Consider the following 20,120-nt stretch of genomic DNA (forward strand, 5'->3'; position numbering starts at 1 on the left):
GAGAAAAGGTTTTTTTTGAAACTTGTTATTGATTTCTGAAAATAATTCTTTTATACTAGTACTATAATTTTTACGAAATTAGTATTAGATTTCGCTTTTTTCTGCTAATTTCGTACCGCAGTTGGGCAAATCCAATTGGGAAAATAAGTGAGTGATGATATGGGAAAGCTAGATAAACTCGATTTCTTGATTCTAGAATATTTCCAGCAAGATGGCAAGTGTACGTACAGCCAAATCGCCCGCAAGCTTGGTGTCAGCGAGGGGACAGTTCGAAAACGGGCCACAAAAATGCGAAAAGACGGCGTATTTGATTTTATGATTCGCATTAATCCTTTAAAGGTAGGCTATTCCGTAAAAGCGTTTATCGGCATTCATTCGCAGTTGGGAAAACAACATGAAATAGGACAATGGCTAAAGACGTTTCCTCAAGTGATTTATATTGCATCTTATTCGGGCTATCATGATTTAATCCTGCAAGCGTATTTTGAAAATAATGAAGCGCTTGTCCATTTTGTCAATACAGAGCTCACGCCAGAAAACGGAATTGAAGGAATTGATGTCAGCATCCAACTAAAACAGTACAAAGATTCAATTTCTTATCTATTGTCGTAACTCAATCGAAAATGAAAAGCAGTGAGGTGAGCGATATGGCAGAAGACAAAAAGCTACTTAGCATTGAACATCTAACGACTTCTTTTCGAATAAACGATCAGTATTACGCAGCCGTTGACAATGTTTCACTTGATGTCAACAAAAATGAAATTTTAGCGATTGTCGGCGAGTCGGGTTCAGGGAAAAGCGCCTTGGCGTTTTCGATAGTCGGTCTGCATGACAAGCTAAACACAAAAATTGAAGGAGAAATAAATTACAAGGACAATAATATAACAAACTTGCCTGAAAGAAAGCTAAATAAATTGAGAGGAAAAGAAATGGGGATGATTTTCCAAGACCCTTTAACGGCCTTAAACCCTCTCATGACTATCGGCAATCAAATTGATGAATCGTTAGAACTACATACAAAGTTAAATAAGCCAAGTCGAAGAAAAAAAGTTTTGGACCTCTTACAACAAGTGGGCATTCCTAATCCTGAAGTAACGTATAATCAATATCCACATGAGCTTTCAGGGGGAATGAGGCAAAGAGTCGTCATTGCTATAGCGATTTCATGCGATCCTGAATTTTTAATAGCAGATGAACCAACAACTGCGCTAGATGTCACCATACAATCACAAATATTAGACTTATTAAAGAAGTTAAAAAGCGAAACCAATAGTGGCATTATTTTGATCACACACGATTTAGGCGTTGTCGCAGAGATGGCAGACCGAGTGGCTGTTATGTATGCAGGTCAAATTGTAGAACTTGCCCCTGTGGTGGAACTATTTAAAAACCCGCTTCATCCATATACACGTTCTTTATTGCAATCTAATCCTTCGGTAAACGAAGTGAAAACGAAACTGCATGTTATACAGGGAATTGTTCCTTCGCTAGATAAACTTCCTCGGCAAGGGTGCAGATTTAAGGATCGGATTCCTTGGCTTGCTGAGAGCGCGCATGATGAAGACCCAGTTCTTCAAGAAGTGAAGCCTGGACATTTCGTTCGGTGCTCGTGCTATAAACATTTCGAGTTTCCAAATAGCAGCGGGGAGGCAGCAAGAAATGGCGTTATTGGAAGTTAAGGATTTAAAAGTTCACTTTCCCGTGAAAGCAGGGATACTAAAACGGACAGTAGGCTACGTAAAAGCAGTAGATGGGATATCGTTTGAACTTGAATCGGGAAAAACGTATGGACTTGTCGGGGAATCAGGTTCAGGAAAAACAACATCAGGGCGAGCAATCATTGGCTTAAATGATATCACTTCAGGTAAGGTCATTTTTAATGGTCATGATATTACATTAGGAAGAAAAGCAAAATTAGATTTCCGTAAAGACATTCAAATGATCTTTCAAGATCCTTATTCTTCTCTGAACCCTAAAAAGCGAGTTTTAGACATTATCGCAGAGCCGTTGCGAAATTTTCAAAAAATGACAAAGGCCGAGGAACAAAAAAACGTCGAAGAATTGCTGGAAAAAGTGGGATTAAGTCGTGAAAGTATCGTTAAATATCCTCACGAGTTTTCTGGCGGCCAACGGCAGCGAATCGGGATAGCTAGAGCGATTGCCTTAAAGCCTAAATTGGTTATAGCAGACGAGCCTGTGTCGGCGTTGGATGTTTCAGTTCAAGCACAAGTGTTGAATTTTATGGCTGATATCCAAAAAGAGTTAAACTTAACGTACTTGTTTATTAGCCATGATTTAGGAATTGTCCGCCACTTTTGTGACCGAATCGGAATTATGTATCGAGGGCGTTTTGTAGAGGAGGGTACGAGGGAGGATATTTTTGAAAACCCTCAACATATTTATACGAAACGTTTAATATCGGCAATACCGGATATTAATCCCGAAAATCGGAATAAAACGGCGGAAATGCGACAAAAAGTGAAAGAACAATACGAAAAAGGGACAACACACTTTTTTACAAAGGAAGGCAAAGTCTTTGATTTGCAAGCAATTTCGAAAACCCATTTAGTCGCGCTTCCTGGGAAGGGTGAATAATTATGTGGAAATTTATTGTTCGAAGAATACTTGTCTCCATCCCGCAAATTTTTGTGCTAAGTATACTCGTCTTTATAATGGCTCAATTTATGCCAGGTGATGCGTTAACGGGGTTAATTAACGATCCGGATATTACACCAGAGGCGATGCAGGCTCAAAGGGAAAAGCTTGGTCTTGATAATCCTTGGTACATCCAATATAAAGATTGGATTGTAAATGCGGTGCAAGGAGACTTAGGAAAATCTTTTTCTCATAAAATACCAGTTACTGAATTAATTGATCAAAGAATGTGGAATACGATTTGGCTTGCATTTCTTTCTCTAGTATTCATCTATGCGATTGCGGTTCCGTTAGGCATTCTAAGCGGTCGATATAACGATACATTACTTGATAAAACCATTACTGGTTACACTTATGTAGGTTTTGCAGCACCCACGTTTATTTTTGGTCTAGTAATGGTATTCTTCTTCGGCTTCAAGCTACAATGGTTTCCGACTGGCGGAAGCGTGGCACCTGGATTGGAGCCAGGTACGTGGGAGTATGTGGTTAGTAAGTTCCAACACTTATTGTTACCGGCATTGTCTATTGCTTTAATTGGCACTGTTTCCACTGTTCAATACCTTCGGAGTGAGATTATTGATACGAAACAAAAAGACTTTATAAAACTAGCCCGATCTAAAGGGGTCTATGAGTCGAGAATATACAATAAACATATTTTCAGAAATTCATTACTTCCAGTAGCCGCGTTAATTGGTTTTGAAGTTTCTAGCTTAGTAACAGGTTCCATTTTTATTGAAGCGATTTTTAACTACCCAGGGATAGGCCAACTCTTCTTTCAGTCGATCTTAATACGTGATTACAGTGTTGTAACCGCATTAGTCCTATTGTTCGGTGTCATCATGATCCTTGGTGCCCTGTTATCAGACATCATAATGAGCATAATTGATCCAAGAATCCGTATTAAGTGATGGATGAGAGGAGTTAAACAAATGGAAAATACACCATTAGTAAGTACCCATCAAAAGAAAACACCGTCTGGAATGCGTATTTTATGGAAAGAAATTGTTCGCGACAAAATCGCGCTCATTTCATTCTTTCTAGTTATGATTGTCGCTTTGGCTGTGTTTGGTATATCCCTTGTGCTTGATCAATCTGAAATTGTAAAAGTTGATTTATTTGCTATTTACGAACCACCATCTTCTCAATTTTGGTTAGGTACCGATTATGGGGGGCGCGATGTATTTGGTCAATTGATCATCGGTACGCGGAACTCGTTAGCGATCGGCATTTTAGTCACACTGATAAGTGGTGTCATTGGCATACTTAGTGGCCTAGTTGCAGGTTATTTTGGCGGGCAAACAGACAATGTGTTAATGCGTATCGTTGACTTTTTCATGGTGCTGCCTAACTTGATGATTATCATTGTCTTTGTTGCATTAGTGCCTTCATATAACGTGTGGAGTTTTTCTTTAATCATGTCTGCTTTTTTGTGGGTTTCAATTGCAAGGTTAATTCGTGCAAAAGCACTGCAAGAGTCTTCTCTTGATTACGTGCAAGCAGCTAAAACGCTAGGTACACCACATTGGAAAATTATGTTTGGGCACGTGCTTCCAAATTTAAGTTCTTTGATTATTGTCACTATGACATTAAACCTTGCTGCAAATATTGGCTTGGAATCTGGGCTTTCGTTTTTAGGATTTGGATTTCCCGAAAGTACACCAAGTTTAGGCACGTTAGTCGCATATGCGAGAAATCCGCAAGTACTCGAGTTAAGACCATGGATCTGGGTACCGGCAGCAATACTAATTTTTGTGTTGATGCTGTGCATAAATAATGTCGGTCAAGCTTTAAAACGCGCGACTGATGCAAAACAACGAAGAGGCTAAAAAAAAGGGAGGAAGAAAAAATGAAAAAATATTTACGCTCTGGCAAGGTTCAGTCAGTGGCAATTGCTTCTCTGCTACTATTGGCTGCATGTGGCGGGGATGAGACGAGTTCAGAAGGAGGCAATAATTCTTCAAGCAACAACGATGGCAATGGAAGCTCTGAACAAGCAGCCGATATCTTTTCAATTGAAGATTTTGATCATGAAATACGGGCAGATGGCGAAGAAATTATTGACGGGGGCACGCTAAACGTTGCTTTAGTGACAGACACGCCGTTTGAAGGAACGTTAAACAGAAACTTTTACCAAGGCGTGTTTGATGGAGACATTTTGTTTTGGACCGAAGAACCGCTTTTAGATATAGATGAAGATTACCAATACACGCAAACAGGTGCTGCAACATTCGAAGTAGATGATGACGGCAGGACATTTACGTTCACGATTCGTGATGAAGTCAACTGGTCAGATGGCGAACCAGTAAAAGCGGAAGACTGGGCATATACGTTTGAAGTGCTCGGCCATCCCGATTATCCAGGGGTTCGATTTACAGAGGCTTCAAATGTGGAAGGGTTTGATGAATACCGCGCAGGGGAAGCCGATTCGATTTCTGGACTTGAAATCATTGACGATAAAACGTTAAAAATAACATTTAAGGAAGCAAGCCCGTCTTTGTTAGCGAGTGGGATCTGGGCATACGCGATGCCTAAGCATATCTTTGAGGACATTGAAGTGGCGGATATGGAATCTTCTCCAGCAGTCCGTGAAAATCCCGTTTTCTTTGGCCCATATGTGATTGATAGCATTACTCCTGGGGAAAACGTTGTGATGAAGAAAAACGAAAACTATTGGCGTGGTGAACCAAATGTCGATGAAGTTGTGTTCAAGACTGTTAACCCAAACGTGTTGAACCAAGCATTGCAAAATGGCGAAGTTGATATTGCGACGTACCAAACAGACCAATACGCCGACAACTATGAATCATTAACAAACGTTGATTTTATTGGGAAAATTGACTTAGCTTATACGTATATTGGCTTCCAAATGGGTACATGGGATGAAGAAGAAAATAAAAATGTGATGGATCCTGACAAGCAAGTGTCTGACGTCAACTTGCGTAAAGCCATGGCCCACGCCGTTGACAACAATGCTGTTGGCGAACGTTTTTATAATGGGTTTAGATGGGCTGGTACAACATTGATACCGCCATCGCACCCAACTTTCCATAACGACGAATTAGAAGGTTTTGCATACGACGTAGAGCTTGCAAACCAAATTTTAGATGACGCTGGTTATGAAGATGTTGATGGTGATGGGCTCCGTGAAGATCCAAATGGGGAAAAACTGCAATTAAACTTTGCGTCTATGAGCGGTGGCGACACTGCTGAACCACTTGCTCAGTACTATATTACCCAATGGAAAAACATTGGCATTGATGTCCAGCTTTTAGACGGAAGGTTACAAGAATTTAATACGTTCTATGACCGCTTAAAAGCATCTGATCAAGACATTGATGTTTATCAAGGTGCTTGGGGCGTAGGCTCAGATGCCGACCCATATGGCCTTTGGGGTAGCACAGCCGCCTTTAACTACACTCGCTGGACCAATGAAGAGAGCGACCGCTTATTAAAAGAAGGGACATCAGAAGCAGCGCTTGATATGGAATACCGCCAAGAAGTCTATAATGAATGGCAAGAACTCATGCTTGAAGAAGTCCCTGCGTTTCCGACGCTCTACCGTTCAGAAATGCATGCGGTGAACAAGCGTGTCGTTAACTATTCTGAGCTTCCTGGATCTGAATTTTACAATGATCGCTCACAAATCGGCTTAACAGCCGAAGAACCAGAAACGGCAAACTAGAGAAAAAAACGTTTATAAAGCACTGAATGCAGTAGCCTGTTACTTGGCCCGGTATATCGGGTAAGTAGCAGGCTTTTTTAAGGGTAAGTGGAAAACAATTCTCTAAGAAAGACAGTCAACTAGCATCTTTATTAGGAGAAACACGCATTCACTATGCCAACAGTTTTTTTGTTCTCTTTAAATGTAGAAAAGGGGATTTTCCCAACTTTTTATACGTAAATAAAGGGAAAATGGGTTTTCAAAACGAGCTATTGCTCTATTCCTCAAGACATTTCCCAACTACGCTTAAGTAACTGCTCTGTTTGCGGTTATGATATAATAATACAACTAATGTTAGACTAGTAGAAAACGCTTGCAAGAATATTTGTCTACGGTCTGAATGAATGTTTATGTGTGATGGAGGACATAGCAATGAACACAATCCTTGTTACTGGATTTGAAGCATTTTTAACACATCAAAAAAATCCAACGGAAGCACTTGTACAAAAGTTGGATGGAACCGAGATGGACGGCACCTTAATGAAAGGGATTGTGCTGCCTGTTTCGTTTGCTCGAGCTGCGGAAATGTTGATCGAACAAGCAACGGCGATCCGCCCTAATGCGATTGTCATGCTTGGGCTGGGAGCAGGCCGAAAACAGGTGACGCCAGAGCGGATTGCTATTAATGTGATGGACGGGCCGCCAGATAATGAAGGAGCTGTGATGACCGATCAACCGATCAAGCAAGATGGTCCTGCTGCTTACTTTTCGACGCTTCCTATTCGTAAAATAGTCAATGAATTAAATCGTGATGGATGTCCGGCAACCATTTCCAATACTGCCGGGACGTATGTATGCAATGATTTAATGTACCGCGTTTTGGACCATTTGCAGACGGCGGCTGTACCAGCAGGTTTTATCCATGTTCCTTATACGGATGACATGGTAGGGGAAGAGGAAGTGTCGTTGCCAGTGGACACGGTAGAAAAGGGGATACGCCAAGCGTTGCGTGTGGTGGCAAGCACGCTTTAGCCAACATCCTTTTCTAAATAAACGAGTTCGCCTTCGGAAAGTTTTGCCTGTCCGTTCGTCTGTTCCGTCATCCATTGCTTGAACGTCACGGTTTCTGCTTCTTTGACGTATGTACGGATGACGACGTTATCAAGGTAGTCGATTCCTTGCAACAAATAAGGCGATTGGCGGATTTCGTTTTCGATTTTCCCTAGCCAAGTGTAATCAATGGTTGTATGGACGAGGCGCATGAGTGTCCGTTCGACGATGCCAACTGCATTTAAGCCTTCGCTAACGGCGCCGCCATAGGCGCGGATGAGGCCGCCAGCGCCAAGCTTAATGCCGCCAAAATACCTAGTCACAACGACCGCTGTATCTTTTAGGTTCCGCTTTTTTAGTACTTCAAGCATAGGAACGCCAGCAGTGCCGCTTGGTTCTCCATCATCATTTGCTTTTTGGATTAAATTCTGTTCGCCGATCAAGTAAGCCGAACAGTTATGAGTTGCCTGCCAATGCTGCTTTTTGATGCTTTCGATGAAAGCGAGCGCTTTTTCTTCGGTTTCAGCCCGGCTAAAATGGGCAATAAAGCGTGATTTTTGGATAATGATTTCATGTTCTCCAGCTTGTTTAACTGTATAATAGTTTGGCAGCATAACGGCCCTCCATTAACAAGATGTTTATTTTCACAGTTTTACATATTCGCGAAACGACGGTGTAACACATGTCTGTTACTATAATCGGTATTCTCAGGTCCTATTAAAAAAGGAGGAGAGGTTTCGCTATGAATGGTCTTACGGTAGGACAAAAATCGTGTAAGATAAGGATAGCGGAAAGCGAATTAAAAATAAAGGCATTACACATGCGACAGTTTTTTGACTAGTTCCGTAAGTGATTGAAAAAGCGAGGAGTATTCATGACAGACGTAACGATGCTTGATCATATAATTACGCAAACGCTTGACTCAGTTGGGACGAGTCGCGAAAAAATCTTTGAAATCGGTGAACGCTCCCGCAATGAGTATGAATACTTGAAAAAGGAATTAGATCAAGTCAAAGTTAAATTAACACACGTTATTAATGATGTCGACGAAACCGTGTTAAAAACAAAACACGCACGAAACCGGTTAGCCAAAGTAAGCAAGGAATTCAATCGGTACACAAGTGAGGAAGTCCGTACAGCGTACGAACAAGCCAGCGATTTCCAAGTACAGCTGGCCGTGCTTCAACAAGAAGAGATCCAATTGCGGATTAGGCGGGATGATATTGATCGCCGCTTGAAAAATCTTCAGGATACGATTAATCGGGCTGAACAGCTTTCTGTACAGATGTCCGTGGTGTTTGACTTTTTATCAAGTGACCTTAAGCAAGTCGGCGAATACATTAAAGACGCCAATGAAAAGCAAGCGTTCGGCTTAAAAATAATCGAGGCACAGGAAGAAGAGCGTCGCCGTCTTTCCCGGGAAATCCATGACGGGCCAGCTCAGATGATGGCAAACGTTATGCTTCATTCAGAATTGATTGAACGGATTTACCAGGAACGGGGCATTGAGGAAGCGCTTAAAGAAATTCGCGGGTTGCGCCGTATGGTTCGTTCTTCATTGGCAGAGGTAAGAAGAATCATTTATGATTTGCGCCCGATGGCGTTGGATGATTTAGGGCTAGTGCCTACATTGAGAAAGTATTTGGAGAATATTGAAGAGCGTCATGGCTTAAAAGTCACTTTTAAACACTTTGGCGTTGAAAAGAGGCTTGCCCAACAATTTGAAATTGCGTTATTTCGCCTTGTGCAGGAAGCGGTGCAAAATGCGACTAAGCACGCAGAACCGACTGAAATTATCGTGAAGATTGAATTGAAACCAAAAAATGTAACGCTAGTCATTAGAGATGACGGCAAAGGATTTGACCTTTCTGAAAGAAAGGAATCTTCGTTTGGGTTAATAGGCATGAAAGAAAGGGTTAACATGCTAAATGGCAAAATGACGATTCATTCCAAACCGCAAGAAGGAACAAATATTTTGATTCAACTCCCTGTCTCTACGAATTAACGTCAACCCTTCCTATTTAATTTTACGACAGTTCTGCGCATAAAAAAGCAAGATGGTTAAAGTGAACATATACGGCTGTAATTGCCGGTCACAGCTAAAAAAATCGCAAATAATAGCATGTTTGGTAGAGAGGTGAAAACAATGATTACTCAAGAAACACAAGAAATTCGCATTGTCATTATAGACGACCATCCATTGTTTAAAGAAGGGGTAAAGCGGATTTTATCGATGGAGGAAAATTTTAATGTTGTTGCAGATGGGGAAGACGGATCGGAAGTTATCGATTTGGTTCGCCAACATCAGCCAGATGTCATTTTAATGGATATTAATATGCCAAAAACGAATGGCGTCGAAGCAACAAAAGACTTGATCAAGGCATTTCCAAAAGTGAAAGTAATTATTCTTTCCATTCATGATGATGAGTCTTATGTTTCCCATGTGTTACGTACAGGAGCCTCAGGTTACTTATTAAAAGAAATGGATGCGGAATCATTGGTTGAAGCTGTAAAAGTGGTGGCATCCGGCGGCGCTTATATTCATCCAAAAGTGACATCAAATTTGATTAAAGAATACCGTCGCCTCGCCCGCCAAGATGAGCAATACCAAGACTCGATCGGTTTCCGTGAAGTCGAGTATAGAAAGCCGCTTCATATTTTAACTAGGAGAGAGTGTGAAGTGCTTCAGCTTATGACGGATGGACAAAACAACCGGGCAATCGGCGAGTCGCTTTACATAAGCGAGAAGACAGTGAAAAACCATGTTAGCAACATTTTGCAAAAAATGAACGTGAACGACCGAACGCAAGCAGTGGTAGAGTCCATAAAAAAAGGATATGTCATCGTTCGCTAAATAGGGACACTATTTCTCGGGAAATGGTCGTTCCGAGGCAGCGAATGATGAGTCGTTGCCTCAGGATGAACGATGAGAAATGGACTTGTAGGAAAAGTGGGGAATGAAAATGGGAAAAACGGCTGTTCTAACAGACTCGACAGCTTACTTGGATAAACAAACATTGGAAGAACTCGGCATTTACACGATTCCTCTTTCGGTCATTTTTAGCGGCAAGAACTACCGGGAAGAAATGGATCTGTCAACAGATGCGTTTTATGAAAAGCTTTCTACCGAGGAAGCACTGCCAACAACGTCGCAGCCTGCGATTGGCATGTTTACGGAGCTTCTGCAGGAACTTAAAGATGAAGGATATACGGATGTCGTTTCCGTGCACTTATCGTCCAAAATTAGCGGTACGCTACAAACCGCACTCTCAGCTGGAGAAATGGTTGAGGGCATTACACTCCACGGTGTTGACTCAGAAATAAGTTGTGCCCCACAAGGGTTTCTTGCCCGAACGGCTGCTAAGTTGGCTTTAGAAGGTACACCTCCAGAAAACATTGTTGCCGAGCTTGAAAAAATAAAAGCGCAAATCCGTGCATATTTTGTTGTTCATGACTTGCACCATTTGCGTCGAGGCGGACGCTTAAACGGCGCTCAAGCGCTTATCGGCAGCATGCTGCAAATCAAACCGATCCTTCATTTTGAAGAGGGGCTCATTGTCCCGTATGCAAAAGTAAGAACAGAGAAAAAAGCGCTTAACCATATTCTTGATATGTTGTTTGATGATTTAGCTGCTGGCAACGTGAACGAAGTAACGGTTATTCATGCTAATAATCGCGCAGGGGCTATGCAATTAAAAGAAAAAATTGCTGAACAGCATCCGACTACAACGATTCAAATCAGTTATTTCGGACCTGTAATTGGTACCCATTTAGGAAGTGGAAGCTTAGGTGTCAGCTGGTATTAATAGCTGGCACCCTTCCTTCATAAAGGAGTGAATTGTTTGAAAAGAAAGCAACTCGAAGCCGTTCGGCAATGCCTCCACGGCAGAAGGCTGCTGTTGTCAGAACTTCCTTTTGATCGTGAATGGATCGATTATTGCCTAAAAAACCACTATATTTCCTCTGAACCTGCACTCCTTCAATCGCCATCGGGCTGGCGCTGTCGCCGCTGTGGCGCCACTGCTTCCCATTTGTTCTCCTCTCATTTTTGCCACATTTGCCAACGTGACTGTACGTATTGCCGCCACTGTTTGAAAATCGGGAAAGTAGCTAGTTGTCATTCTTTGTTTACTTGGATCAAAGATGAGTTCTTTTATCCGGCAAAGGAAAATGCTTGTGTATGGAGCGGCCAATTGTCAATGCTTCAACAACGGGCAGCTGATGTTCTCAAACATGCTGTGGAAACCGAAATATGCACCGCACTCGTATGGGCCGTTTGCGGAGCTGGAAAAACGGAACTGTTGTATCCTGCTTTAGAAGAGTGCTTTCGTTCAGGAAAAAGAGTGGCCCTTGCTGCTCCCCGCACAGATGTTATTAAAGAACTAGAACCGCGTTTAAAAGAAGCGTTCCCAAGCATTGAAACGAGCGTGCTCTATGGCGGCAGGCGCAAACAAGCGATTCAAGCGCAGCTCGTCCTAGCGACAACACACCAACTCATGCGTTACTATCAAACATTTGATGTGTTCGTTGTTGATGAAGTAGATGCCTTTCCCTATTCCTACGATGCCAGCCTCCAATACGCTGTTCAGCAAGCTAAAAAGCCAAACGCAACTACGATTTTGTTAAGTGCAACACCCTCTTCCTCTTTGTTGCGTAAGAAAGACTTGCTGATCGCCAAAATTCCTAAGCGCTACCATAACCACCCCTTGCCCGTTCCGCGGACTGAGTGGATCGGCAACTGGCGTTCTGCCCTTAAACGCAAGCGAATTCCCTCGATTATTACGAAGTGGCTTGCAAAGTATGACCAGTGCCCAAAAATGATTTTTCTCCCCTCTATCGAAACACTGCAAACTTTTTCCGAATTGCTAGCAGAAAGAAAAATAGACCATGCTGCTGTTTATGCAGAAGCGGCTAACAGGCATGCCGATATTGCTGCCTTTCGTAAGAAAAAACACAACTTGCTATTAACCACAACGATTTTAGAACGTGGCGTTACGGTTGAAAATGTCCAAGTTGCTGTACTTGGGTCAGAAGACCGAATTTTTACCGCTGCCTGTTTAACGCAAATTAGCGGACGTGTAGGACGAAAGGCTCATTTCCACTCAGGCGATATTGTTTTTTGGCATTATGGACGAACGAAAGCGATGCTACAAGCTATTCAGCACATTAAGCAAATGAATAAGGAGGCGTTTGCGTGAACCATTGTCTTCTATGCGGGAGCACCTATTGGGAAAGATTGTCGCTGGCGAGGTTGGTTGTTGCCGAACGAGAACATCTATGTGGAAATTGTGCAAGGAAGCTTGAACCAGTCAAATCCGGCTGTAGAAAATGCGGCAAATGGTGTGGAGGCAGCGAACAAAATTGTTGCTTGGACTGCAAGTTATGGAAAGCGATGCATAAAGATGACCCGCTTGCTCGTAATTGCTCCCTTTACTACTATAATCCCTTTCTAAAAGAGCTACTGTCGGCTTATAAGTATCGTGGGGACGCTGCTTTGGCGCAAATGTTCGCCAGTCAGCTAAAACAAGCGATACGCCGCGAGTTTCGGTGCCATTCATTAACGTATGTGCCACTCAGTGCAGACCGTTTGCAAGAGAGGGGCTTTAATCAGTCGGAACTGCTGTTGACGGCAAGTGGGCTCCCAGCATCACCAGTATTGGCGCGGGTCGACCAAGCACCAGCAAAACAGAGTAAAAAGACCCGTGAAAATCGAATCAAATCTTATAAAAAGAATCCTTTTTGCATGATAAGCCGTAAAACAAGCGATATTGCTGGTAAAGATTTTTTAGTTGTAGACGATATATATACTACAGGCACGACTGTACGGCAAGCGGCAGCGATTTTGCTAGCACACGGCGCCAAGTCCGTTTCTTCATTAACGGTAGCACGGGCGAAATAGGCAGGCAAAGTCGGTGCAAGCTTTGCTAAAATAGACTTAAACTGGTTTTAAGATCATCGTAGCAATCAAGTACAAATGAATTTGATTCAGGTAGGGGAAGAAAATGGCTGAATTAGCAAATTGTCAAAAATGCGGCGCAGTTTTTGTGAAGAACATTCATTCGATTTGCCGCTCTTGCCATGAAGAGGAAGAGCGCTGTTTTCAAAAAGTGAACCAGTTTTTGCGGAAACGGGAAAATCGGTCTGCGACAAAACAAGAAGTCGTAGATGGGACTGGGGTAAGCTATGATATGGTGCAGACGCTCATCCGAAAAGGACGCTTGCAGCTTCGCCATTTCCCGAATTTATATAATATATGCGAGCGATGCAAACAGCGAACGAAGGAACCGTGGATTTGCCACTCCTGCAGAGAAGAAATGAAGCGGGATTTGGCAAATAGCGGACAACAATCAAAGCCAGCGAAACGCATCGACGGGGAGCAAAGATCCTCTTATCGATTGCAAGAAACGCTTCATAAAAAAAATGAGTAGCAAAGGTGGCGGTAACATGAAAATCAATTCTTCTCAATCGATGATTCCCCACGCCGTTTATAAAGCAACAATGGCAAAGGTGACACCGGAAGAGCATCAACTAGCTAAAAAAGACCAAGTTGAAATCTCGTCTGATGCCCGAAAGCTAAATGAGGAAATTACAGCTGCTAAAGAACAACGAATTCAAGAGCTAAAAACACAAATCGAAAACGGCACCTATGAACTGGATCCTGAAAAAACAGCAGAAGCCATTTTACGGTCATGGACAAAAGGCGGAAAATAATGGAACAATCAGCAGAGAAAACGCTTAAAAACTTGTTACATGTCCAAAAAGAACTGCTTGCAAGCGCACAAAAAAAGCGGCAAGCGTTGATTCAAAATCAAGTGGAGCAGCTGGCGCAGCTGACGGGAACAGAGAGTTCGCTTATATCTAAAAGCCGTTTGTTGGAAAAAGCGCTCGCTGAAGCGTTAAACGGAAAAACGTTATCTGAAATCGCCATACAAGACGAAGAATGGCAAGTTCTACAAACGCAATTAACAGAAGTTGTCCAACAGTTAAAAGCCGAAAATGAACAAAACCAAAAACTATTGATGGATTCGATCGCTTTCGTCCAAGGGACGTTGCAGTTCATGCAGCCGAAAGGCGATGCTACAACTTACACCAAAGATGCTGTGGCAACAGGGAAGACGAAAGCAGTGTTCGATTCAAAAGCGTAAAGGAGAAGTTATGTCTACATTTTTTGGAATGGAAACGATGCGCAGGGCAGTCAACACAAATCGAACTGCGATACAAACAGTAGGAAACAATGTGGCTAACGTCAACACGCCTGGTTACTCAAGGCAGCGTGTCAATTTGCAAGCGACAGGAGGGTACCCAGCAACGGGCGTTTGGACTCAGCCAGCTATGAACGGGAGAGTTGGTTCAGGCGTACAAGTGACAGGCATCGAACGGATACGCGACCAATTGCTAGACCGCCAATACCGTGCTGAAGCGCATGTCGAAGGTGCCGCTTTCATTCAATATAAAATATTGGAACGTATGGAAGACCTCTATAATGAAGCGCCTTCAGACACGACTACGAGCAGGTTATCAGATCAATTCGCGTCTTTTTGGAATGGTTGGAAAGAACTTGCTTCCGGGAAAGATAGCCAAGCGGTTTTGCTCGAACAAGGGAAAGCTGTCACGGATGCATTTACTCATTTGCAGGACTCTTTTCAAACAGAAATGGACATGTTGGAGACGGAAGCAGAGTTAACGACTGCTAAAGTCAACCAAATCCTTGAACAACTGCATGCAACGAACAAAGACATCATTGCTGCTGAATCTTCGGGGCAAGTTCCAAATGAATTGTATGATGTCCAAGACAGATTGCTTGACCAACTTTCTAGCCTTGTGCCCATTCAAGTAAGTCGTTCCCCTAAGCCTCCTGAGCATGCGGCCACTGGTGCTGAAGGGCCATATAAAGTAGAGCTAAAACTTGGCGGAAGCGAAACGATCACGTTAGTCGATGCGACGGAAGAAGCGCCGCAATTGTTGACGCTCGAAGATGGAATGCAATGGACGGTTGGTGACAGCAACCAACCATTTACGTATAACGGTGCAGGCGGCGGCGAGTTGGTTGGATTGCAAAAAGCCCATGAACGAGTCGGTCAAGAACTTGAAGATATAAAAGCGTTGGCACAAACATTCGCTAAAGAAGTGAACCAGATCTATGCGTTTGCTTATTCTGAACAGGGTGGATTCGGGCAAGAGTTTTTTACCATTCATCTTGATGACTCAGGCGCTTTTTCTCACATCAGTGTCAACAGTGAATTAAGCAACAATCCAAAAGCATTAGCGACAGCAAGGTTTAATGAAGAAGGAATTAAACCAGAATACCAAGACGAGTTTGCGGAAAAGTGGGCAGCTTGGGAAAACGATAAAGACAATGAAGAGGCATTTCGTGATTTGCTTGCGTTTTTAAATGAGGCGGACCACTATGTTGATGGCAAAATGATTATTGAGGGAAATGTCGATGTGGCAAAAGAAATTAGTCGTCTAGAGGACTCTGCCGCTATTATCGGTAAATATAAGGATATGATGGGCAAGCTCGGTGTGGAAACGAAAGCGCAGCGTGATCTGACAGAGGCCTCTAACGCACGCCTAGCCAATACAGAATCAAACCGGATGGCAGTTAGCGGCGTTTCCCTTGATGAAGAGATGTCGCTGTTGATCCAGTTTCAGCATGCTTACAATGCTGCTGCTAGGGCCATGACAGCGATGGACGAAATGCTTGACCAGATTATTAATCGTTTAGGCGTCGTTGGGCGTTAAAAGGAGGAGTTTTATATGCGCGTAACACAAGGCATGATGACGGCGAACTCGCTTCGTTATTCCCAGAGTAGTTATCAACGGCTTTCTACTTTATATGACCAAATAAGTGCACAAAAGAAAATTACCCGCTTTTCCCAAGACCCCGTTGTGGCAGCGAAAAGCATGCAGCACCGTCAATCGCTCGCACAAATGGAACAATACAAGCGAAATGTCAATGAAGCTCATAGTTGGCTAAATCAAGGGGATACCTCCTTAAAGGAAGTATCCAGCATTTTAAAACGTGTACGCGAACTTGCCGTCACTGGCTCTACTGATGGGTATGGCGAGGAAGAACGCAAAAACATTGCTCATGAACTAGAAGAACTGCGTAATCATCTGATCACAGTAGCGAATGCAAATGTTAACGGCAAATATATTTTTAATGGCAGTGATACAGACAATCCACCAGTACAAGAATTATCGCCGTCGAAACTGAACGGTGAAAAACTTGATAACGTAAAAATTACATACGATGGCCAAATCTATGATTATGACGCTGATGCTGGCCATTTTGTTGCCAGTGGCGGAGACGATACGCTTGTCCTCAATGGCGAAGCCATTGAAACAGGTACTGGAGACGTTGTCGCTGAAAAAGACATGTTGATTATGAGGATATCGACAAATCAACAAGACGTTTCTTTTGAACTGCAAAAAGGCGTTGAAATCCAAGTCAATACGGATGCGCGAAAGCTTTTTTCAGACGAGTTATACAGCGATTTTTTTATGTTTGAACAAGCATTGCTTGATCCAGAAACGACAGCCGAAGATCTAGGGGAATTTATAAGTAAAATCGATGCCCATTTGCGCAATGCGGCAGATGTTCACGGGCAGCTCGGTGCAAGGATGAACCGTGTTGATCTCATGGAAGACCGCCTTGGTCAACAGGAATATTTTGTGAAAGAAACAAAATCAATGAACGAAGATCTTGATCTATCTGAAGCAATTATGAAACTTCTTGTAGCTGAAGGTGTCCATAATGCCGCGCTTGCGGTTACTGCACGAATTATTCAACCTTCGCTCCTTGATTTTTTGCGGTAAGGTGGGATTCGTTTGCAGCTTGAGACCAGTTATTTAGGCACAGTCGAATACAAGCAGGAAGACATTATCGTTTTTCAAGGCGGCCTTCCGGGATTTCCAGAAGAAACGGAATTTATTTTGTTGCCGTTTAATGAGCAACCGCCCTTTTTTATCCTTCAGTCGGTCCGCACGAAAGAGATTGGTTTTGTTTGCATTAACCCATTTCTGTTTTGGCCGGACTATGAAGTAGAACTGGCTGATTCAGTTGTGCGCCAGCTTCGTGCTGAGTCTGAACAAGACGTCGCTATTTTTGTGCTCCTTACAATCCAGCAGCCTTTCTCGGAAACAACTGCAAATTTAAGAGCTCCAATTGCTATTCATGCAAAAAAGCGCTTTGCTAAGCAACTTATGCTCGATGGAGAACGGTATTCTCTTAAGGCACCTATTCACATGGCTGCTAAAGGAGGGCGATAGCGTGCTTGTTTTGTCAAGAAAGGCAAATGAAGCGATCCGCATTATGGATGATATCGAAATTAAGGTGTTGGCTGTCGAGGGCGACCAAGTAAAGCTTGGCATTTCGGCTCCCAAATCTGTCGATGTCCACCGTGGAGAAGTCTATGAAGCGATACAGGAGGAAAATAAACACGCTGCAAAACCGGTATCTGCAGAAATTTTGCAAGCGTTTATTAACCATGCCAATAAAGCAAGCACCTAACATGAGGGCTTGCTTTTGCTAAAAAACGCTATCGATAGGGACTTCCGAGAAGGGGATGCGTCCTAGCTAAATCAGAGGCTAGGCTACGTACTCGTATACAGAAGATGGCAGTTTCCAGACGGAATTAGTAAATAGGTCTACTGCAAGTGAGGTGCAGCTATGAAAGCTCAATTGTCAGTCGCGCTTTTAACGTTACCGGTGGCAGGGCACCAGCCTAAGGCTTTACAGCAGCAAAATACGAAACAGCCGCTGATTGACGGGACAAAAGCAGCCGCTTTTATTAACGAAACGTCACAACAACTGAACAAAGTCGCAAAACGGTCCCTGAATTTCCACATTCATGAAGAACTCGATCGTGTGTACGTTCAGGTCATAGATGAAGAAACAAACGAAGTTGTCCGCGAAGTGCCCCCTGAAAAAATTCTTGACTTAGTTGCAGCAATGTTAAAATCGGTTGGTTTAATCATTGACCGGCATATTTAGAAAGGAGATGGGACGATGAGACTCACAGGCTTGGCCTCTGGCCTTGACATTGACCAAATGGTAAAAGATTTAATGAGGGCAGAGCGTATGCCCGTTGATAAATTGGAAAAACAACGGACGGAAATAGGTTGGAAAACGGATGCGTATAGGGAAATCAATTTGAAAATGAGAACATTCAACGATTTGATTTTTGATACAGTTTTGCGCGCTTCAAATATGAAAAAGCGCACTGTTTCCTCTTCAAATTCAGACATTGCGACAGCAACAGCTTCCTCATCTGCTGGTAATGCTTCTTTTACGTTAAATGAAGTCAGGCAGCTGGCGACTTCAGCGACTGCGAAAAGCAAAAATCTTAGCAGTTTCACAGAAAAATCACAATTGAAAGAGCTGGATATAAACGACGGGGAGTGGATTGAAGGCAAATTAAAGCGCGAAACTGCCCAAGTTTCCGATGGCAAAGTCCAGCTTAGCGAGGCACCACAGTTTGCTGGAGAGAGCATGCTCATTATTAACGGAAAATCGTACGCCGTCGCAGACAGTCCAGACGATCTCGCAAAAGGGGAGGTCTTTATAAGCGATACAGGTGAAATTACTTTTTCCAGTACCGATAAAGTCACTGGCAAGGTGACAGTCGAGTATATTCAAGCAGACAGTGAAGCGACAGAACGGTATTTGAGTTCGTCGGTTGCGACAATCGGTGCAAATGGCGAAAAAGTGGAGAGTTCGTTTTTCTTTAAAGAATCGGATACGATCGGTACGGTGGTGACAAAACTGCAAAATGCCGGCGCAAAGGTAAACGCCTTTTTTGATGAATATAGTGGCGCCCTCGTCGTAACAAGAAAGGAAACAGGCCATTTTGGCGAAGCTGGCGACAAGGAGCTGATGTTTTCCGGTGCTCTATTTGAGCAGGCATTCGGGCTGAATGACAATATCGAAGCTGGAAAGAATGCAAAGTTTACAGTGAATGGAATTGAGACGGAGCGGACATCGAATACGTTTACATTAAGCGGAATGACGATTACGCTTAAAGATACATCTACGCAAGCGGTGACACTTAGCGCTGCCACAGACGTCGATTCGATCGTCGAGACAATCAAATCGTTTGTTGACGAGTATAATGCTTTAGTGGACCATATGAACGGCAAACTGAACGAAAAATATTACCGTGACTATGACCCGCTGACCGATGAAGAGCGTGATCAGTTATCGGAAAGCGAAGCGAAACGCTGGGAAGAAAAAGCGCAAAGCGGCCTCCTTAGGAGTGACTCTTTATTGCAATCTGCGTTGACGAATATGAGGCAGTCTATTTATGAGCCAGTCGATACAGGAGGCGCTTTTACCCATCTTTCCCAAATCGGCATTACAACGACCAACAACTACAAAGACGGCGGCAAGCTAGAAATAGATGAGGATAAGCTTCGCGCCGCGATCGAAGAAGATGCAGACAGCGTATACGCTATTTTTGCCGGTACAGACAATAGTCCGGGGATGGCGCAAACGTTGCGCACCAATTTGTCAGATAGCATGTCTGCTCTTGCAAGGCGTGCTGGTGGTTCTGAGGGATATTACGAAGAGCACCAATTTACGTTAGGGAAACAAACAAAGGAACTTACAGACCGCATCGCTAATTTTGAACGTCGTCTTGAACAAAAGGAAGCTCGTTACTGGCGCCAGTTTACAGCAATGGAAAAAGCCATGCAGATGGCTAACGCACAAAGCGAGTCGCTTTACAATTTGTTATACGGAAATTAAGGAGGC

At 43.1% G+C, this 20,120-nt stretch carries 22 protein-coding genes; 21 read left to right on the forward strand and 1 reads right to left on the reverse strand.

The genetic code is table 11. The features are described 5' to 3' along the window. Positions 1-159: 159 nt before the first annotated feature. The 7 genes from BC8716_RS12375 to BC8716_RS12405 all read left to right on the forward strand — a co-directional run bounded on the left by BC8716_RS12375 (position 160) and on the right by BC8716_RS12405 (position 7,348). On the forward strand, positions 160-612 hold the full coding sequence (locus BC8716_RS12375; protein ID WP_094426097.1) for an Lrp/AsnC family transcriptional regulator: 453 nt from the start codon (positions 160-162) through the stop codon (positions 610-612). 35 nt (positions 613-647) lie between these two features. Continuing rightward, positions 648-1,679 carry an ABC transporter ATP-binding protein gene (locus BC8716_RS12380; RefSeq protein WP_094426099.1) on the forward strand — a complete coding sequence of 344 codons (1,032 nt, stop codon included), beginning with the start codon at positions 648-650 and terminating at the stop codon, positions 1,677-1,679. Continuing rightward, positions 1,660-2,595, forward strand: coding sequence for an ABC transporter ATP-binding protein (locus BC8716_RS12385; RefSeq protein ID WP_094426100.1), 936 nt, complete (start codon positions 1,660-1,662; stop codon positions 2,593-2,595). Before BC8716_RS12380 ends, BC8716_RS12385 begins: the two co-directional genes overlap by 20 nt. Before the next feature lie 2 nt (positions 2,596-2,597). Continuing rightward, positions 2,598-3,563: an oligopeptide ABC transporter permease gene (opp4B, locus tag BC8716_RS12390; RefSeq protein ID WP_011247934.1), complete on the forward strand. Its 966-nt coding sequence runs from the start codon at positions 2,598-2,600 to the stop codon at positions 3,561-3,563. Positions 3,564-3,584: 21 nt separating this feature from the next. Further along, the gene (locus BC8716_RS12395; protein WP_011247933.1) at positions 3,585-4,481 is read left to right on the forward strand and encodes an ABC transporter permease; all 897 of its coding nucleotides are present in this window, start codon (positions 3,585-3,587) and stop codon (positions 4,479-4,481) included. A gap of 20 nt (positions 4,482-4,501) precedes the next feature. Beyond that, the gene (gene opp4A / locus BC8716_RS12400; protein ID WP_094426102.1) at positions 4,502-6,337 is read left to right on the forward strand and encodes an oligopeptide ABC transporter substrate-binding protein; all 1,836 of its coding nucleotides are present in this window, start codon (positions 4,502-4,504) and stop codon (positions 6,335-6,337) included. Positions 6,338-6,748: 411 nt separating this feature from the next. Beyond that, positions 6,749-7,348, forward strand: coding sequence for a pyroglutamyl-peptidase I (locus tag BC8716_RS12405; protein ID WP_094426104.1), 600 nt, complete (start codon positions 6,749-6,751; stop codon positions 7,346-7,348). On the opposite strand, the gene BC8716_RS12410 is transcribed toward BC8716_RS12405, so the two are convergent. After that, the gene (locus tag BC8716_RS12410; protein ID WP_094426106.1) at positions 7,345-7,980 is read right to left on the reverse strand and encodes a YigZ family protein; all 636 of its coding nucleotides are present in this window, start codon (positions 7,978-7,980) and stop codon (positions 7,345-7,347) included. The two genes, BC8716_RS12405 and BC8716_RS12410, sit on opposite strands and share 4 nt — an antisense overlap. Positions 7,981-8,240: 260 nt before the next feature. Between BC8716_RS12410 and BC8716_RS12415 the strand changes: the two genes are divergently transcribed. From BC8716_RS12415 to fliD, 14 genes are all read left to right on the forward strand, one after another. Further along, on the forward strand, positions 8,241-9,371 hold the full coding sequence (locus BC8716_RS12415) for a sensor histidine kinase (protein WP_094426108.1): 1,131 nt from the start codon (positions 8,241-8,243) through the stop codon (positions 9,369-9,371). Between the two features lie 141 nt (positions 9,372-9,512). Then, complete coding sequence (locus BC8716_RS12420; protein WP_011247928.1) at positions 9,513-10,220, forward strand: response regulator transcription factor; 708 nt, start codon at positions 9,513-9,515, stop codon at positions 10,218-10,220. Between the two features lie 109 nt (positions 10,221-10,329). Next, on the forward strand, positions 10,330-11,172 hold the full coding sequence (locus BC8716_RS12425) for a DegV family protein (RefSeq protein WP_094429249.1): 843 nt from the start codon (positions 10,330-10,332) through the stop codon (positions 11,170-11,172). A 36-nt stretch (positions 11,173-11,208) separates the two neighbouring features. After that, positions 11,209-12,564: an ATP-dependent helicase ComFA gene (locus tag BC8716_RS12430; protein WP_157730434.1), complete on the forward strand. Its 1,356-nt coding sequence runs from the start codon at positions 11,209-11,211 to the stop codon at positions 12,562-12,564. After that, on the forward strand, positions 12,561-13,265 hold the full coding sequence (locus BC8716_RS12435) for a ComF family protein (protein WP_094426110.1): 705 nt from the start codon (positions 12,561-12,563) through the stop codon (positions 13,263-13,265). Before BC8716_RS12430 ends, BC8716_RS12435 begins: the two co-directional genes overlap by 4 nt. A gap of 103 nt (positions 13,266-13,368) precedes the next feature. Continuing rightward, the gene (locus BC8716_RS12440) at positions 13,369-13,794 is read left to right on the forward strand and encodes a TIGR03826 family flagellar region protein (RefSeq protein ID WP_094426112.1); all 426 of its coding nucleotides are present in this window, start codon (positions 13,369-13,371) and stop codon (positions 13,792-13,794) included. Positions 13,795-13,810: 16 nt separating this feature from the next. After that, positions 13,811-14,077 carry a flagellar biosynthesis anti-sigma factor FlgM gene (gene flgM / locus BC8716_RS12445; RefSeq protein WP_157730435.1) on the forward strand — a complete coding sequence of 89 codons (267 nt, stop codon included), beginning with the start codon at positions 13,811-13,813 and terminating at the stop codon, positions 14,075-14,077. Beyond that, positions 14,077-14,511, forward strand: a complete 435-nt coding sequence (locus BC8716_RS12450; protein ID WP_157730436.1) for a flagellar protein FlgN — start codon at positions 14,077-14,079, stop codon at positions 14,509-14,511. Before flgM ends, BC8716_RS12450 begins: the two co-directional genes overlap by 1 nt. A gap of 10 nt (positions 14,512-14,521) precedes the next feature. After that, a complete protein-coding gene (gene flgK, locus BC8716_RS12455) occupies positions 14,522-16,108 on the forward strand; it encodes a flagellar hook-associated protein FlgK (protein WP_157730437.1) in 1,587 nt (528 codons plus the stop codon). A gap of 15 nt (positions 16,109-16,123) precedes the next feature. Next, a complete protein-coding gene (gene flgL / locus BC8716_RS12460; protein ID WP_094426120.1) occupies positions 16,124-17,185 on the forward strand; it encodes a flagellar hook-associated protein FlgL in 1,062 nt (353 codons plus the stop codon). Between the two features lie 12 nt (positions 17,186-17,197). Further along, complete coding sequence (fliW, locus tag BC8716_RS12465) at positions 17,198-17,638, forward strand: flagellar assembly protein FliW (RefSeq protein ID WP_094426122.1); 441 nt, start codon at positions 17,198-17,200, stop codon at positions 17,636-17,638. Position 17,639: 1 nt separating this feature from the next. Then, complete coding sequence (gene csrA / locus BC8716_RS12470) at positions 17,640-17,879, forward strand: carbon storage regulator CsrA (RefSeq protein WP_094426124.1); 240 nt, start codon at positions 17,640-17,642, stop codon at positions 17,877-17,879. A 159-nt stretch (positions 17,880-18,038) separates the two neighbouring features. After that, entirely contained in the window at positions 18,039-18,362 is a 324-nt protein-coding gene (locus BC8716_RS12475) for a flagellar protein FlaG (protein WP_094426126.1), read from the forward strand. 15 nt (positions 18,363-18,377) lie between these two features. Then, complete coding sequence (gene fliD, locus BC8716_RS12480) at positions 18,378-20,114, forward strand: flagellar filament capping protein FliD (RefSeq protein WP_094426128.1); 1,737 nt, start codon at positions 18,378-18,380, stop codon at positions 20,112-20,114. Positions 20,115-20,120 lie beyond the last annotated feature (6 nt).

The sequence above is a fragment of the Shouchella clausii genome (genome assembly GCF_002250115.1).
Lineage (GTDB): Bacteria > Bacillota > Bacilli > Bacillales > Bacillaceae_D > Shouchella > Shouchella clausii.

Bases quoted from the DNA above. Each gene is read 5' to 3' on its own strand.
- BC8716_RS12375 (WP_094426097.1), top strand. From the start codon at position 160: ATGGGAAAGCTAGATAAACTCGATTTCTTGATTCTAGAATATTTCCAG.
- BC8716_RS12380 (WP_094426099.1), top strand. From the start codon at position 648: ATGGCAGAAGACAAAAAGCTACTTAGCATTGAACATCTAACGACTTCT.
- BC8716_RS12385 (WP_094426100.1), top strand. From the start codon at position 1,660: ATGGCGTTATTGGAAGTTAAGGATTTAAAAGTTCACTTTCCCGTGAAA.
- opp4B (WP_011247934.1), top strand. From the start codon at position 2,598: ATGTGGAAATTTATTGTTCGAAGAATACTTGTCTCCATCCCGCAAATT.
- BC8716_RS12395 (WP_011247933.1), top strand. From the start codon at position 3,585: ATGGAAAATACACCATTAGTAAGTACCCATCAAAAGAAAACACCGTCT.
- opp4A (WP_094426102.1), top strand. From the start codon at position 4,502: ATGAAAAAATATTTACGCTCTGGCAAGGTTCAGTCAGTGGCAATTGCT.
- BC8716_RS12405 (WP_094426104.1), top strand. From the start codon at position 6,749: ATGAACACAATCCTTGTTACTGGATTTGAAGCATTTTTAACACATCAA.
- BC8716_RS12410 (WP_094426106.1), bottom strand. From the start codon at position 7,980: ATGCTGCCAAACTATTATACAGTTAAACAAGCTGGAGAACATGAAATC.
- BC8716_RS12415 (WP_094426108.1), top strand. From the start codon at position 8,241: ATGACAGACGTAACGATGCTTGATCATATAATTACGCAAACGCTTGAC.
- BC8716_RS12420 (WP_011247928.1), top strand. From the start codon at position 9,513: ATGATTACTCAAGAAACACAAGAAATTCGCATTGTCATTATAGACGAC.
- BC8716_RS12425 (WP_094429249.1), top strand. From the start codon at position 10,330: ATGGGAAAAACGGCTGTTCTAACAGACTCGACAGCTTACTTGGATAAA.
- BC8716_RS12440 (WP_094426112.1), top strand. From the start codon at position 13,369: ATGGCTGAATTAGCAAATTGTCAAAAATGCGGCGCAGTTTTTGTGAAG.
- flgM (WP_157730435.1), top strand. From the start codon at position 13,811: ATGAAAATCAATTCTTCTCAATCGATGATTCCCCACGCCGTTTATAAA.
- BC8716_RS12450 (WP_157730436.1), top strand. From the start codon at position 14,077: ATGGAACAATCAGCAGAGAAAACGCTTAAAAACTTGTTACATGTCCAA.
- flgK (WP_157730437.1), top strand. From the start codon at position 14,522: ATGTCTACATTTTTTGGAATGGAAACGATGCGCAGGGCAGTCAACACA.
- flgL (WP_094426120.1), top strand. From the start codon at position 16,124: ATGCGCGTAACACAAGGCATGATGACGGCGAACTCGCTTCGTTATTCC.
- BC8716_RS12475 (WP_094426126.1), top strand. From the start codon at position 18,039: ATGAAAGCTCAATTGTCAGTCGCGCTTTTAACGTTACCGGTGGCAGGG.
- fliD (WP_094426128.1), top strand. From the start codon at position 18,378: ATGAGACTCACAGGCTTGGCCTCTGGCCTTGACATTGACCAAATGGTA.